We start from the raw sequence: 14,339 nt of genomic DNA, 5'->3' as shown, positions 1-14,339 counted from the left end.
GGGTGTAAACAAGGGGGGAAACCAATGTTTGATAAAATAAGTGCCATTTTGGTTCCGATTGCTGGGAGATTGAACAACAACCGCTATTTAGGCGTATTAAGGGATGCCTTTATGCTTGCGTTCCCGCTCACCATCTTTGGTTCCATTATGGTTGTGCTGATGAATTTGCCATTTTTAGATAAAATCATGAGTAAAACCGTACTGGAAGGCGTCCAGTCTGCACTGAATATCGCACCGAGTGCGACCATCAGCATTATGAGTGTGTTTGTTGTATTTGGGATTGGCTACTATTTATCAAAAAGCTATGATGTAGAAGCTGTCTTTGGCGGCGTGATTGCTTTAGCCTCTTTCTTGCTTCTAACTCCGTTTTTACTAGAACAAGAAGGCGGTGCAACGATTGCAGGCGTCATCCCAGTCGATCGTTTAGGTGCAAAGGGGATGTTCCTAGGAATGATCACAGGCTTTTTATCTGCTGAAATTTATCGTTATTTTGTCCAGAAGAAATTTGTGATCAATATGCCGCAAGGGGTTCCGCCAGCTGTTTCCAAGTCTTTTGCTGCACTGATCCCGGCTACTTTGACACTTACAACCTTTTTATTAATTAATATCATCATTACACAAGGCTTCAAAACAAATATGCATGATCTGATTTATCATGCAATTCAGGCGCCGCTTGTCGGTCTTGGAAGCGGTATCATTCCGACGTTGATCGCTGTTTTCTTTATACAAATTCTTTGGTTCTTTGGGCTTCACGGTCAAATTATTATCAACTCTGTCATGGATCCGATTTGGAATACATTATCCATTCAAAACCTAGAGAGCTATACAAAAACAGGTGAGGTTCCTAATATCATCAGCAAGCAGTTTATTGAAATCTATACGGTTGGAATGGGTGGAACCGGTATGACGCTTGCTGTTGTGTTTACCATTTTAATTTTCCTGAAAAGTAAGCAATTAAAACAAGTAGCCAAGCTCGGCTTAGGACCAGGATTATTTAACGTCAATGAACCGATTATCTTCGGTTTACCAATTGTCATGAATCCACTTATTCTGATTCCGTGGATTTTGGCGCCAATGGTCATTACATGTATTACTTATTTTGCGATGGCATCAGGCATTGTACCGCCGCCTACAGGCGTGAATATCCCGTGGACAGTACCGATCTTTATTAGCGGAATGATGGCGACAAATTCACTAGCTGGCGGTCTGCTTCAGTTGTTTAACCTGATGATTGTGTTTGTCATTTGGTTCCCGTTCCTGAAATTTATTGACCGGATGAATGTGAAAAATGAAAAAATAACGACAACAGAAAATACGAAGACAGCAAACATCAAAGGTGAAGGAGACTCAATACATGTCGATGGAAACTAACAAGCAATCATATACATTTCCAGAAGGTTTCTGGTGGGGATCTTCTGCTTCTGCGACGCAAACGGAAGGGAGCGTCCCTGGTGATGGAAAGGGACCGAACATTTGGGATCATTGGTTTGAACAAGAGCCTACTCGTTTTTTTGATGGCGTAGGGCCGAACGTGACATCTCAATTTTATCGAAAATATAAAGAGGATATCCGTCTCATGAAAGAAATTGGCCACAATTCATTTCGGCTGTCGATTTCATGGTCACGCCTTTTACCTGAAGGAACAGGTGCAGTCAATGAAGAAGCGGTGTCCTTTTATAATGATGTGATCAATGAACTGATTGCACATGATATCGAGCCATTTGTGAACCTATACCATTTCGATATGCCAATGGCCCTGCAGGAGAAAGGCGGCTGGGTGAACAGACAGGTGGTCGACGATTATGTCAGCTATGCGACATTATGCTTCCAATTATTTGGTGACCGGGTGAAAAAATGGTTTACCCATAACGAACCGATTGTTCCTGTAGAAGGCGGATATATGTATAGCTTTCATTATCCAAACGAAGTCGATTTCCAAAAGGCTGTGCAGGTCGGTTTTCATGAACTTTTATCAAATGCGAAGGCGATTGCGGCTTATAAAGAGATGCAGCAAGGGGGTAAGATTGGCATCATCTTAAACCTGACCCCTTCGTATCCGCGAAGCCAGAATCCGCGCGATGTAGAAGCAGCTGAGATGGCCGATGCTTTCTTTAACCGCTCCTTCTTAGATCCTGCGGTGAAAGGACATTTCCCGGAAAAACTAGTAGAAGTCTTAAAGAAAGAAGGCTTTATGCCAAGTATGGAAGAAGGGGATCTGGAGCTGATTCAAGAGAATACGATTGATCTTCTTGGCATCAACTATTATCAGCCAAGAAGAGTGAAAGCGAAAGAGCATATGCCGCATCCTCAAGCACCATTTATGCCGAACCATTACTTTGATTCTTTTGAAATGCCGGGAAGAAAAATGAATGTGTATCGAGGCTGGGAAATCTATGAAAAGGGCATTTACGATATATTGAAAAAAGTCCAGACAGACTATGATAATATCGAATGCTTTATTTCTGAAAATGGAATGGGTGTCGAAGGAGAAGAACGGTTTAAGGATGAAGAAGGAATGATTCATGACGATTACCGTATTGACTTTATATCTGAGCACCTCAAATGGGTGCATCAAGCGATTCAAGAAGGAAGCAATGTGAAAGGTTATCATCTGTGGACATTTATGGATAACTGGTCCTGGTCAAATGCATATAAAAATCGATATGGATTTGTCTCAGTTGATCTTCAAAAAGACGGGAAACGAACGATTAAGAAGAGTGGATACTGGTTTCAATCAGTTTCAAAGAATAACGGTTTTTAATCAAAATACTTGCTCTTTTCTTGAAAAGGGCAAGTATTTTTCTTATGTGACGGTAAGTGGATGAAACAAAAATGGCTGGCACCTTTTAAGCTCACATCCCTTAGTGTAGAATGAGAAGAAGGCTAAAAAAACGCCATATTCCTTCTAGAAATAAGGCGCTATGAAAAAACAAGTCAGTTGGTGGTGTGAGATGAAGAAGTACGAACTCATTTCAGAAGAAATCAGAAAACGAATAGGAACAGCATATTATCCAGAAGATCAACCCATTCCAGATGAAAACTCGCTTGCCGCTGAATTTCAATGCAGCAGAATGACGATGAAGCGTGCGCTTGATCTTCTCGTTGCAGAAGGTCTGCTCTTTAGAAAAAGAGGTCACGGTACATTTATTGTAAAGGCAGCGCTCAATCAAGGGGCCATCAATGTATCAGGCCATGAAAATAAAGGGTTCACAAAAGTCATGGCGGATAAAAACGTCACGACTCAAATCATTCACTTTGATGTCCATTTTCCAAGCGAAGAGGTGGCAGCCCATCTATCTATTGACTCAACCACACCTGTTTATGATATCATCCGGCTCCGTCTTGTGGATGAAGAGCCTTATGTATTAGAAAAAACGTTTATGCCTGTCAATCTCATTAAGGGCATAGATGAAAAGGTTCTACTGGGTTCTATCTATGGCTACATTTCAAATCAGCTTCATTTAAAAATAGCAGGAGCGCACAAGAAAATTAGAGCGGCTAAATCAGATCAGCTGGATCAGCAGTATTTAGGGTGTGACCCAACAGATCCTGTGCTTGAAGTCGAGCAGGTTGCTTATTTAAACGCAGGGCAGCCATTTGAATATTCATTTAGCCATCATCGCTATGATAAATTTGACTTTTCAACGGTTGAAATCACGAAAACAGGACGTTAAAAAAAGAGCAGAACCCCCAAGGGAGACTGCTCTTTTTTCATTTGATTTTATATGTTCCACCAATGATATCCATCTTTTTCTAGAAGCTCATCAGCTTCTTTCGGTCCCATAGAACCAGCAGGATAGTTTGGTTTTAATGTTTTGTTTTCTGCCCATTTCTCAGAAATCGGATCAACGAAGTTCCAAGAAAGTGCCACTTCATCCCAGTGAGCAAAGTTTGTTGCATCGCCTAGTAAGCAGTCATGAATCAGTTTTTCATATGCTTCTGGTGTATTCATGATGTCGTTATAGTTTGTCTGGTAGTCGAGTTTAATCGGTTTCGCATACGTGCCGCCATCCAGCTTGCGAGCATTCAGGTGAAGGGTGATGCCTTCATCTGGCTGAATATGAATGACAAGTAGGTTTGGATGCATGGCATTTCCGTTACCATAGTACAGGTTCATTGGAATGTCTTTAAATTGAACCACGATTTGAGTAGATTTCTTTTCTAACCGTTTTCCTGTCCGAATGTAAAATGGCACCCCGGCCCATCTAAAGTTATCAATCAGCAGCTTCCCAGCCACAAATGTTTCTGTGTTTGAGTTCGGGTCAACATTTTGCTCTTTTAGATAAGAAGGAACCTCGCTGCCATCAATCGTACCCGTATCATACTGTCCGCGGACAAAGAATTGATCGACCTCATCTTTAGAGAAAGGACGAAGAGCGCGCAATACTTTCCGTTTTTCGCTGCGGATTTCCTCTGTATTCAGTTTAATTGGCGGCTCCATTGCTAAAAGGGCAACCATTTGAAGCATATGGTTTTGGACCATATCTCTTAGTGCACCAGAATTTTCGTAATATCGAGCCCGGTCTTCAACCCCCAATGATTCACTGGATGTTATTTGAATGTTTGAGATATAGCGGTTTGTCCAAAGCGGTTCAAAGATGGCATTCGCAAAACGGATAACCTCAATGTTTTGAACCATTTGTTTACCAAGATAGTGGTCAATACGATAAATTTGATCTTCTGTGAATGCATCACGAATTTCTTCATTTAATGTTTTCGCACTTGGCAGATCATGCCCAAATGGCTTTTCAATGACAAGACGTGACCAGCCGGTTGTTTCTGATACGCCCTCACTCTTTAGGAACTTCGCGATCGTTCCGAAGAATTCCGGTGCCATAGCTAAATAGAACATGCGGTTATTTGGAATACTGTAAGTATCTTCAAGGCCTGTTAGAAGCGTGTTAAGTGATTGATAGGAAGCAGGGCTTGATACGTCAAAATCGTGATAATAGAAATGTGAAATGAACTCTTCTGTTTTCGCTTCTGCATCATCAGAAGAAACAGATTCCTTTACCACAGATCTGAGGTCCTCATGAGACCACGGACGGCGTCCAACTCCGACAACAGCGAATTGATCACCGAGCTTTCCGCTATGATAAAGTCTATGTATAGAAGGGTAGAGCTTGCGTTTGGCAAGGTCTCCTGTTGCGCCAAAAATGACAATGACTGCTTTAGGGTTGTTAGTTTCTGTATTCACGAGAAGTACCTCACTTTATTCGTAGCATTGTTGTAAAAACCGAGAATGTATGTACATTTTCTTTATTTTAAAGGTTCATTGTTCGTAAAGCAAACATTTGATTCGACTTTTTCTGCTCTCGTTTCACTTTTTTCAAAAATTCCGCTGAATTCACATTTACCTTGTCTTCATGTATTCTATATGAATGAAGATATTGTATACCGGCTTTAGGAGGAAAAGTAATGGAACTGCTCTTTTTAGGAACAGGTGCAGGCATTCCTGCAAAAACAAGAAACGTCACTTGCACAGCGCTAAAGCTTTTAGAAGAACGAAATGCAGTGTGGCTTTTTGATTGCGGAGAAGCAACACAGCACCAAATCTTACATACAACGCTTAAACCGAGAAAGATCGAGAAAATATTTATCACACATATGCACGGAGATCATGTATATGGCCTTCCGGGACTTCTTGGCAGCAGATCCTTTCAAGGCGGGGAGGATGAATTGACGATCTATGGACCAAAGGGCATCAAGGCCTTTGTAAACGCATCACTTTCAGCCTCGCAAACGCATTTGACATATCCGCTGCATATTATAGAAATAGAAGAAGGGATCGTATTTGAAGATGATACCTTTCAAGTAGAAGCAAGAAGAGTCTCTCACGGGATTCCAGCTTTCGGCTACCGGGTTGTGGAAAAAGATCTGCCTGGTTCATTAAAAGCCGAAGACCTAAAAGAAATCGGTGTAAAACCTGGACCTTTGTATCAGAAGTTGAAAAATGGGGAAACCGTGACACTCGAAGATGGAAGAACCATCGATGGAACCGATTATTTGGAACCCCCTAAAAAAGGGAGAATCGTTGCATTTTCAGGAGATACCCGTTTGTGCGAGAATATAACAAGGCTTGCCAAAAATGCGGATGTGTTAGTCCATGAAGCAACATTCGGTAAAGAAGATGCAGATTTAGCCTACAATTATTATCACAGCACAACAGAACAAGCAGCGAAAACAGCAGAGGAAGCAGGCGCAAAAAGGCTCATTTTGACCCATATAAGTGCACGTTACCAAGGAGAAGAGGCACTGAAACAACTGTTGAAAGAAGCCCGCGATATATTCCCGCTGACAGAAGCTGCACATGATTTCTCTTCTTTCCCCATTGAACGCACCCTGTAAAAATTGGATGAATCGTCAAAAAAAGTTGTGTGATTTTTTTGATATTTATGATGACGCTCTTTTTCAGGTAGTGGTAAAATGGTGAAGAAAAAACAAATGACGAATCAAACTATGAAGAATACGGGAGGCACAATCAAAGATGAGCGGTTTTACAGCATTAAGTGAAGCAGAATTGAATGACCTATATGTGGCACTACAAAATGAGTATGAAACTTACAAAAGTAAAAACTTGCACTTAGACATGTCTAGAGGGAAGCCTTCACCAAAACAGCTCGATTTGTCTATGGGCATGCTCGATGTTGTGACATCAAAGGATGCAATGACAGCTGAAGATGGCACAGATGTGCGAAACTATGGCGGCTTGACAGGCCTTCCTGAAACGAAGAAATTTTTTGCAGATGTACTTAATTTAAAGCCAGAACAAATCATCATCGGCGGTAACTCAAGCCTGAATATGATGCATGATACCATTGCACGTGCGATGACTCACGGCGTATGTGACAGCAAAACACCTTGGGGAGAGCTGTCAAAGGTAAAATTCCTTGCACCAAGCCCAGGGTATGACCGTCATTTTGCCATTTGTGAGCTATTTAACATAGAGATGATCACGGTCGATATGAAGGCTGATGGACCTGATATGGATCAGGTAGAAAAATTGGTCGCAGAAGATGAAGCGATTAAAGGCATTTGGTGTGTACCGAAATATAGCAATCCAGACGGCATTACGTACTCAGATGAAGTCGTTGACCGCTTAGCTTCAATGAAAACAAAAGCAGACGATTTCCGCATTTTTTGGGATGATGCATATGCAGTCCACCATCTAACGGATACACCTGACACGTTAAAAGATATTTTTCAAGCAGTTGAAGAGGCAGGATACCCGAACCGTGTGTTTATGTTTGCGTCTACGTCTAAAATTACATTCCCTGGCTCAGGTGTTGCACTGATGGCGTCTAGCCCGGACAATGTGAGCTTTACTCAAAAGCAATTATCGATTCAAACGATCGGACCAGACAAAATCAATCAACTAAGACACCTTCGTTTCTTCCAAAATCCAGAAGGTTTGAAGGAACATATGAAAAAGCATGCAGCGATCATTAAGCCAAAATTTGACCTCGTTCTTTCCATTCTTGACGAAAAACTTGGCGGAAAAGATATTGCTGAATGGCACAAGCCAAATGGCGGATATTTCATTAGTTTAAATACACTTGATCATTGTGCAAAAGCGGTTGTGCAAAAAGCTAAAGAAGCAGGTGTCACAATGACAGGTGCTGGTGCAACATATCCATATGGAAAAGATCCGCTTGATCGTAACATTCGCATTGCACCAACATTCCCGGCTCTTGAAGAACTAGAGCAAGCGATTGACATCTTTACAGTATGTGTTCAGCTTGTCAGCATTGAAAAGCTGCTTTCTAAAAAAAGTCAATCTGCTCCAACGGCATAAATAAAAGAAACTCCTTGACTCATAACGGGTCAAGGAGTTTTTCGTTTTAATTAGCAGTTTGATAATAGGAGACAGGTTGTTTGGCTGCGCACCATACATCATAGATAGCAAGCTGTACAATATGCGGTTCATCATGATGAATATAGTGCGAGCTGTTTTGCGCCTGAATCCATCCGCTTTGGGATGACAAAGACAGCATACGTTTATGAAGTCTGAGCCAAGCTTCATGAGCTGGGTGAAACAATCGGCTCTTACCTGATGAAATGACAAGAAGCGGCATCATTCCATAATGGGTTTGCTCCTCTTTGATTGTGCTTAGCATTTGCTGAAAGTCCTCATGCGTACATTCTGCTGTAAACTGCGCCATATATGAAGTGCGTTCTTCCTTTGATAAAAGCGGCAGGATCACCTGCTCTTGTTCCTCACTTGCTGGGTCTAGCAGCACCATACCGATGACATCATCTCCTCTTCGGCTTGCCCATAGCCGGCTGACAAGAGAGCCGAATGAGTGAGCGACGATGAGAAATGGCGGCTGAATATTGGCTTCTTTCAGCAGCGCATCTAAATCATCAGCGAGGTCATGCAAGGTTCTTCCTTCACCGCTCTCACTGCTCTTTCCGTTTCCTAAACGGTCGTATAAGAAAACCCCAAGCTCTGGGTCAATATCACGGGCCATATTCGACCACGTATCACTAGAAATGCCGTAGCCGGCTTCAAAGATAATCGTGGCTTGCCTTTTGCCTTGACGATGTTTTGTATAAAAATGGTGTCCATCTATATGATACATTTTTTCAATCATTGCCGAATTCATTCTTCCATCTCCTCTAAGTGGTTCTTTAGCTAAAAGACGGCACAAAAGGCAGATATGTTTCTCTTAAAAACAAAAAAGATGCCTATTTCGAAAAATAGACACCTTTTTTCCTAAGAGCTTTTACCAAGCGCGATCATATTGATGCGGGCTTTCAATGGATGTACGGAGCTCTTGAGCAGCTGTTTTTGGAAAGTATGGATCGCGTAAAAATTCTCTGCCAATAAAGATCAAATCTGCACGCTGATTTCGTAAAATCTCCTCTGCCTGTACACCAGATGTGATCAGACCGACAGCTGCTGTTTGAATGCCGGCACCTTCTTTTATTTTCTCAGCGAATGTTACTTGGTAGCCGGGGAATGTGTTGATTTTCGCCTGTACGACAGCACCTGAGCTGACATCGATTAAGTCGACACCTTGCTCTTTGAGCCAAGTGGCAATCCCAATATAATCTGCAATATCAAGTCCTTTTGTTGTGTAATCAGAAGCCGACACACGGACAAATAAAGGTCCGTCCCATACGGCGTTGACCGCGTCTACGACTTCTCTTAAGAAACGATAGCGGTTTTCTGGTGAACCGCCATAGTCGTCTGTTCGGTGGTTCGCCAGCGGTGAAAGAAATTCATTGATCAAATAGCCATGTGCACCATGAATTTCAATGATGTCAAAGCCCGCTTTTTTTGCCCGTACAGCTGCATCCTGAAACGCCTGAACGGTATCTTTGATTTGATCAACAGACATCTCGATAGGGGTTTTAGATGTTTCATCAAATGGAATGCTTGATGGTGCAAGGATGTCCCCATCAAGTTCAGCTTTACGTCCTGCATGGGCTAGCTGGATGGCTGTCTTCGTTCCGTATGCTTTGATTTGTTCGTTTAATGAAGCGAAACCTTCAATGTGCTCATCGCTCCAAATACCGAGGTCTTGATCACTAATTCTTCCCTCAGGAGATACAGCACTTGCTTCCACCATGATGAGGCCAGCCTGACCTTGTGCACGGGAAATATAATGTGTGAAGTGGAAAGGCTGTAATTTCCCATCACGGTCATAAGATGAATACATACACATCGGGGACATCACGATGCGGTTTTTCAGTGTAACACCTTTTAATGTCCAAGGTGAAAAGAGTTTTGTTTCCAAATACCTTCGCCTCCTCATGGAATTGTATAGCCGATTATAACAGCCATTCAAACTTTCGTCATAAAAGGTGCTCAAAGAATATAGCTTTTATACACGTTTTTGTATAATGGAGAGATAGAGACATCAAAGGGGGAGAACGGATGAAATGGCAAACAGAGAGTGAACTAAAGGAGCTCCTGACAGCTCTTATGCAATATGAAAGCATATCAGGTACAACAGGAGAAGTCGCGTTAGCGGAATACTTATATTATTTGCTAAGGGAACGGCCTTATTTTGAGCAGAACCCTGATCATTTGGCTTTGCATCCGATGAAAGATGGCCGGTATTATTTAACGGCACTTGTGAAGCGCAGTACGCTGCGGCGTACCGTGCTGCTTCTTAGTCACTTTGATGTAGTTGATACAGAAGATTACGGCGAATTTCAAAACATGGCATGCAAGCCTGAAGAGTTAATGGCATCCTTTTCGCAAAAAAGTGCGCTTCTTCCAAAGAGGGCAAGAGAGGACCTTGCTTCAGGCGACTGGCTGTTTGGGAGAGGGGCCATGGATATGAAAGCAGGTCTCACCGTGCAGCTTTCTATGCTGGAAAGAGCGATGACAGAAACATTTGATGGAAATGTCCTGCTCGTCACAGTCCCTGATGAAGAAGTGAATTCACAAGGAATGCTTGAGGCTGTCCCGAAACTAAAGGAGCTTAAAGAAAAGCATGACCTTCACTATACCGCGTGTTTGAACAGTGAGCCCATGTTTGAAAAGTATCCAGGGGATGAACATCATTATATGTATACAGGCAGTATAGGAAAGGTATTAGCCGGATTTTTCTGTAAAGGGATTGAAACGCATGTAGGAGAGCCATTCTCAGGTTTAAATGCGAATTTTATGGTATCTGAACTAAACCGGCTGTTAGAGCTCAATAGTGATTATTGTGAGGAAGTAGATGGTGAAGTAACTCCGCCCCCAACGAACTTAATGCAAAAGGACTTGAAAGAAGCCTATTCCGTTCAAACACCTCACACAGCCGTATCTTTATTTAATGTGCTCATGATGAAACGTTCAAGTGAAGAACTGCACGGCCTTCTCTATGATACTGCGAAACAAGCAGCAGACCAAATCGAGGCCAATCTTCAGCAAAAAACAGCTGACTTTCAGCGATTCAAACACTTTACACCAATTGACACCCGGGTTACGGTACTCACGTATCACGAGCTGTATCAAAAGGCCGCAGAACGCTCTGGTGAACAGGAGGTTGAGCGCATTGTCAACTATGCCTTTGCCAACCGGGGTGAGCTTGGAGATCGTGATTTTTCAACGAAAATTGTCTCGGAGCTGACGACGCTTTGTAAGGAAGAAGGACCGCTGATTGTTCTATTTTATAGTCCGCCATTTTACCCTTCTGTGTCCTCAACAGAAGATCCGCATATTCAGAAGACATTCAAGAAGATTCAAGAAGAGGCAAAAGAGGTGTACGGACTTGAAGTAGAGGAAGTGAAATATTTCCCGGGATTGTCTGATTTAAGTTACTTACAGCTCGAAAAGCAGGAGGTAGGTCATTACACGACCAATATGCCGCTTTACCAAAAGGGCTATTCTTTACCGCAAGGAGAAAAGGAAGCCCTTTACGTTCCAGTCATCAACGTGGGTCCATTAGGAAAGGACCCGCACAAATGGACAGAGCGGCTGCACGTCCCGTTCTCTTTTGGCATTTTGCCAGAATTACTAGAATCAACGATTCATGCTTTATTAGAGAAAAAGTAAGTAGATGTGATGAAGAGCCCTATCTTGATGATAGGGCTTCTATTTTTAAATAAACGATCTTTCCACTTAGATAAATAGAGTATGATATTGATGAAGACTTACATTTATTTGAAGGGGGTAAGAACATTAAATGGAAACTGGGATATTAACAAAAACAGACATCATCACATCGCTTCAGGAAAGTATGCGTGAACTTGAGAAGCTAGTGGAGGCTTGTGATGATAACACACTGGATCAATCTTTAGGGGAGGGGAAATGGTCAATCAAGCAGCTCGCCTGTCATTTGTATGACACAGAAGAAGTCTGGTCAGAGCGGATAGAGCAGGCGATATCAGATGATCAAACGCCCTTTCAATCGTATGATCCTGAAATGTATGTGAAAGAAAGAGCGTATGAATGGTATAACGCAGAGGAGATCAAAGCATTGATCAAACGGATGAAAGAGAGAAGATACAACACGCTTAGGCTATTAGAAAAAGATATATGGGAACAATCAGGCCTGCATCCGGAAGAAGGACTGATGACCGTTCAAATATTAGCTGAAACCATCGCTTTACATGAACAACATCATCTGGATCAAATCAAAGCCATCATGTCAATGAGGCAGTGAAAAAGCACCCGCATCAAAACAGGTGCTTTCAAATTCATTTATACGTGCTTGCTGAAAACATTTCGTTTAATTCTGCTGCGCGTTTAGTGGCTGTTTTGACACAATCGACAACGGCCTCTTCAAATTGATAGGCAGCCAGTGTGTTCAGGCCGGCTTCTGTTGTTCCGCCTTCACTTGTGATTTCTTTGCGCAGTTCGGCAGGTTCTTTTCCGCTGTCTTGAAGCATATTGGCGGCGCCTGCAATCATTTGGCAAATGAGTAATTTCGCAGTTGCTTGGTCAATTCCAAGTTCCGAAGCACCTCGCTCCATTCCTTCAATCAAATGATAAATGAAGGCAGGGCCGCTGCCTGCGATGGCTGTCACCGCATTTAGCTGCGATTCATCTAATACGGTGACATGCCCGATTGTTTCAAACAGCTCGACAGCCTTTTTCTTTTGCTCCTCAGTCACTTCTTGACTTACGGCAATACCTGTTGCTGACTGCTGAATCGCCGCTGATGTATTTGGCATCGCACGAACGACTGCACTCTTTCCGCCAGCATAGTGTTGAATCGTTTCAATGGAAATACCCGCTAAAATCGAAATGATCAGCTGGCCATGTAAATGAGGCTGGACTTCAGAAATTCCGCTTTCTGCATCCTTCGGTTTTAAGGCGAAAACGAGAATATCCGCTTCTTCATAAATAAAGGAGCGAGCGAAATCCGGTTTGACCCCATATCGCGCCTGTAATTCCTCTAATCGTTTTTCATTCGTTTTGTTTGTGACAATGATATCTTCATTCGACATCATGCCGCTTTTTAATAAACCTTTGATCATAGACTCTGCCATCGAGCCTGCACCGATAAATCCAATTTTACTCATAAGCTGCTCCTCCTTGTAGAAAATAAAAAAACCTCTCGCCTGAAAAGGACGAAAGGTTTTTCGCGGTACCACCCTCAATTAGCATGCAAACATGCATACTCAGCTCTAGTCCCTTAACGCGGGAAACGTTTAGGTTTGCCTAACAGCTCAAAGGGCAGGTTCAGCAAATAAGAGGATGGTGAAGTCTTACAGCCGGCGGACCTCACTCTCTTGCATCATTATTTTGCTTACTAATCCTTGTCATCGCGCATCATATATTTGTTGTTCATTATGCAACGATGGACAAGTTTATGTCAATAGGGGGAGTTAAAAAATTGCCCATCTAAACCGCATGACAGTCTGCCTTTTGCAAGATACAATGAAGTAAGAAGACTGAGTCCCACAATCATGAGTCAAAAAGCAGGAGATGACATATAAAAGTGAAAGAAGACATCATTCAATTATCCATCCCGACGCCGTTTGCCGTTGGGGATGTGCATGCATATGTATTAAAAGGAGAGGCCGTAACCTTAGTAGATTGCGGGCCGATGACAGAAGAGGCAGAGCATGCCTTTGTCACGCAACTAAAGGAACATCGTTTATCGATAGACGATATTGATCAAGTGGTGCTGACCCATCATCATGCAGATCATGTCGGTCTATTGAATTTGATGAAACCTCATGTCCGTGTGATCGGGCACCAGCTAAATGAGCCGTATATTAGTCAGGATCCAGTGTTTAAGCAGCGCCAAGTGGACTTTATGGTTCCTTTTTTTCAGCAGTTAGGTGTGCCGCTTCGACAAAATGAGTGTGAAAAAATGGTGAAGCAATCTTATACATATTCTTGTACTTCACATGTAGATGAGGTCATAAAAGAAGGTGATCGTTTAAGCGGGCATGAACACTTCTTTGTGATGGAAACACCCGGACACGCACAGTCTCACCTTTCCTTTCTAGACGAAAGAACGGGGAATTTTATTGGCGGCGACCTGCTTTTGACGACCATTTCCTCAAATCCGTTAATGGAAGCACCGTATGAAGGTGAGGAACGTCAAAAATCACTGCTTCAATATAAAGCATCACTTAATCGGTTATTGCGTCTGCCAATCAAAACGATTTATCCGGGACACGGTCAGCTCATCACGGCTCACCATGAATTGATCGAAGAAAGATTTAAGAAACAAGAAAAACGGGCAAACACAATGTATCAGCTGCTCAAACAAAAAGAAATGACGGCCTTTCATCTTTGCCGTAAGCTATTTCCAGTGCTATATGAAGAGGCCTTGTTTTTAACGATGTCAGAGACAGTCGGTCAGCTTGATGTGCTCTTAGCGGCTGGGCAAATTGAAGAAATGCAAAAAGACAGAATCGTCTATTACAGGGCAAACTAA

At 42.5% G+C, this 14,339-nt stretch carries 12 protein-coding genes and 1 other annotated feature; of the genes, 8 read left to right on the top strand and 4 right to left on the bottom strand.

What is annotated here, in order from left to right:
• Positions 1–24: 24 nt before the first annotated feature.
• The 3 genes from celB to NSQ72_RS10690 all read left to right on the top strand — a co-directional run bounded on the left by celB (position 25) and on the right by NSQ72_RS10690 (position 3,674).
• Positions 25–1,371, top strand: coding sequence for a PTS cellobiose transporter subunit IIC (celB, locus tag NSQ72_RS10700; protein ID WP_041086060.1), 1,347 nt, complete (start codon positions 25–27; stop codon positions 1,369–1,371).
• Positions 1,355–2,761: a glycoside hydrolase family 1 protein gene (locus tag NSQ72_RS10695; RefSeq protein WP_039179761.1), complete on the top strand. Its 1,407-nt coding sequence runs from the start codon at positions 1,355–1,357 to the stop codon at positions 2,759–2,761. The genes celB and NSQ72_RS10695 overlap by 17 nt, the downstream gene beginning before the upstream one ends.
• A gap of 190 nt (positions 2,762–2,951) precedes the next feature.
• Complete coding sequence (locus tag NSQ72_RS10690; protein WP_047202254.1) at positions 2,952–3,674, top strand: GntR family transcriptional regulator; 723 nt, start codon at positions 2,952–2,954, stop codon at positions 3,672–3,674.
• A 47-nt stretch (positions 3,675–3,721) separates the two neighbouring features.
• Here the strand turns inward: NSQ72_RS10690 and zwf are convergent, their stop codons facing one another.
• A complete protein-coding gene (zwf, locus tag NSQ72_RS10685; RefSeq protein WP_047202253.1) occupies positions 3,722–5,197 on the bottom strand; it encodes a glucose-6-phosphate dehydrogenase in 1,476 nt (491 codons plus the stop codon).
• Positions 5,198–5,418: 221 nt separating this feature from the next.
• On the opposite strand from zwf, the gene rnz reads away from it, so the two are divergent.
• Positions 5,419–6,348, top strand: a complete 930-nt coding sequence (gene rnz / locus NSQ72_RS10680; protein ID WP_341084007.1) for a ribonuclease Z — start codon at positions 5,419–5,421, stop codon at positions 6,346–6,348.
• Between the two features lie 139 nt (positions 6,349–6,487).
• Positions 6,488–7,795 (top strand): aminotransferase class I/II-fold pyridoxal phosphate-dependent enzyme, encoded by a 1,308-nt coding sequence (locus NSQ72_RS10675; RefSeq protein ID WP_047202251.1) that lies wholly within the window; start codon positions 6,488–6,490, stop codon positions 7,793–7,795.
• A gap of 46 nt (positions 7,796–7,841) precedes the next feature.
• On the opposite strand, the gene NSQ72_RS10670 is transcribed toward NSQ72_RS10675, so the two are convergent.
• Together NSQ72_RS10670 and namA are read right to left on the bottom strand one after the other, a co-directional pair.
• Positions 7,842–8,606, bottom strand: coding sequence for an alpha/beta fold hydrolase (locus tag NSQ72_RS10670; RefSeq protein WP_024422899.1), 765 nt, complete (start codon positions 8,604–8,606; stop codon positions 7,842–7,844).
• A 120-nt stretch (positions 8,607–8,726) separates the two neighbouring features.
• The gene (namA, locus tag NSQ72_RS10665) at positions 8,727–9,743 is read right to left on the bottom strand and encodes an NADPH dehydrogenase NamA (protein WP_341084006.1); all 1,017 of its coding nucleotides are present in this window, start codon (positions 9,741–9,743) and stop codon (positions 8,727–8,729) included.
• Positions 9,744–9,883: 140 nt separating this feature from the next.
• On the opposite strand from namA, the gene NSQ72_RS10660 reads away from it, so the two are divergent.
• Both NSQ72_RS10660 and NSQ72_RS10655 read left to right on the top strand, forming a co-directional pair.
• Entirely contained in the window at positions 9,884–11,497 is a 1,614-nt protein-coding gene (locus NSQ72_RS10660) for a M20/M25/M40 family metallo-hydrolase (RefSeq protein WP_341084005.1), read from the top strand.
• Between the two features lie 130 nt (positions 11,498–11,627).
• Positions 11,628–12,107, top strand: coding sequence for a DinB family protein (locus NSQ72_RS10655; protein WP_341084004.1), 480 nt, complete (start codon positions 11,628–11,630; stop codon positions 12,105–12,107).
• Positions 12,108–12,141: 34 nt separating this feature from the next.
• Here NSQ72_RS10655 and proC read toward each other — a convergent pair whose 3' ends face one another.
• Positions 12,142–12,969, bottom strand: a complete 828-nt coding sequence (gene proC, locus NSQ72_RS10650; protein WP_341084003.1) for a pyrroline-5-carboxylate reductase — start codon at positions 12,967–12,969, stop codon at positions 12,142–12,144.
• A gap of 41 nt (positions 12,970–13,010) precedes the next feature.
• Positions 13,011–13,222: a binding site (T-box leader), on the bottom strand.
• Between the two features lie 166 nt (positions 13,223–13,388).
• Between proC and NSQ72_RS10645 the strand changes: the two genes are divergently transcribed.
• On the top strand, positions 13,389–14,339 hold the full coding sequence (locus NSQ72_RS10645; RefSeq protein ID WP_341084002.1) for an MBL fold metallo-hydrolase: 951 nt from the start codon (positions 13,389–13,391) through the stop codon (positions 14,337–14,339).

Source organism: Bacillus sp. FSL R5-0659, from assembly GCF_038008785.1.
Classification (GTDB): Bacteria; Bacillota; Bacilli; order Bacillales; family Bacillaceae; genus Bacillus; species Bacillus safensis.
Note: the sequence above shows the minus strand (reverse complement) of the source record. Positions and strands in the feature narration are given on the sequence as shown.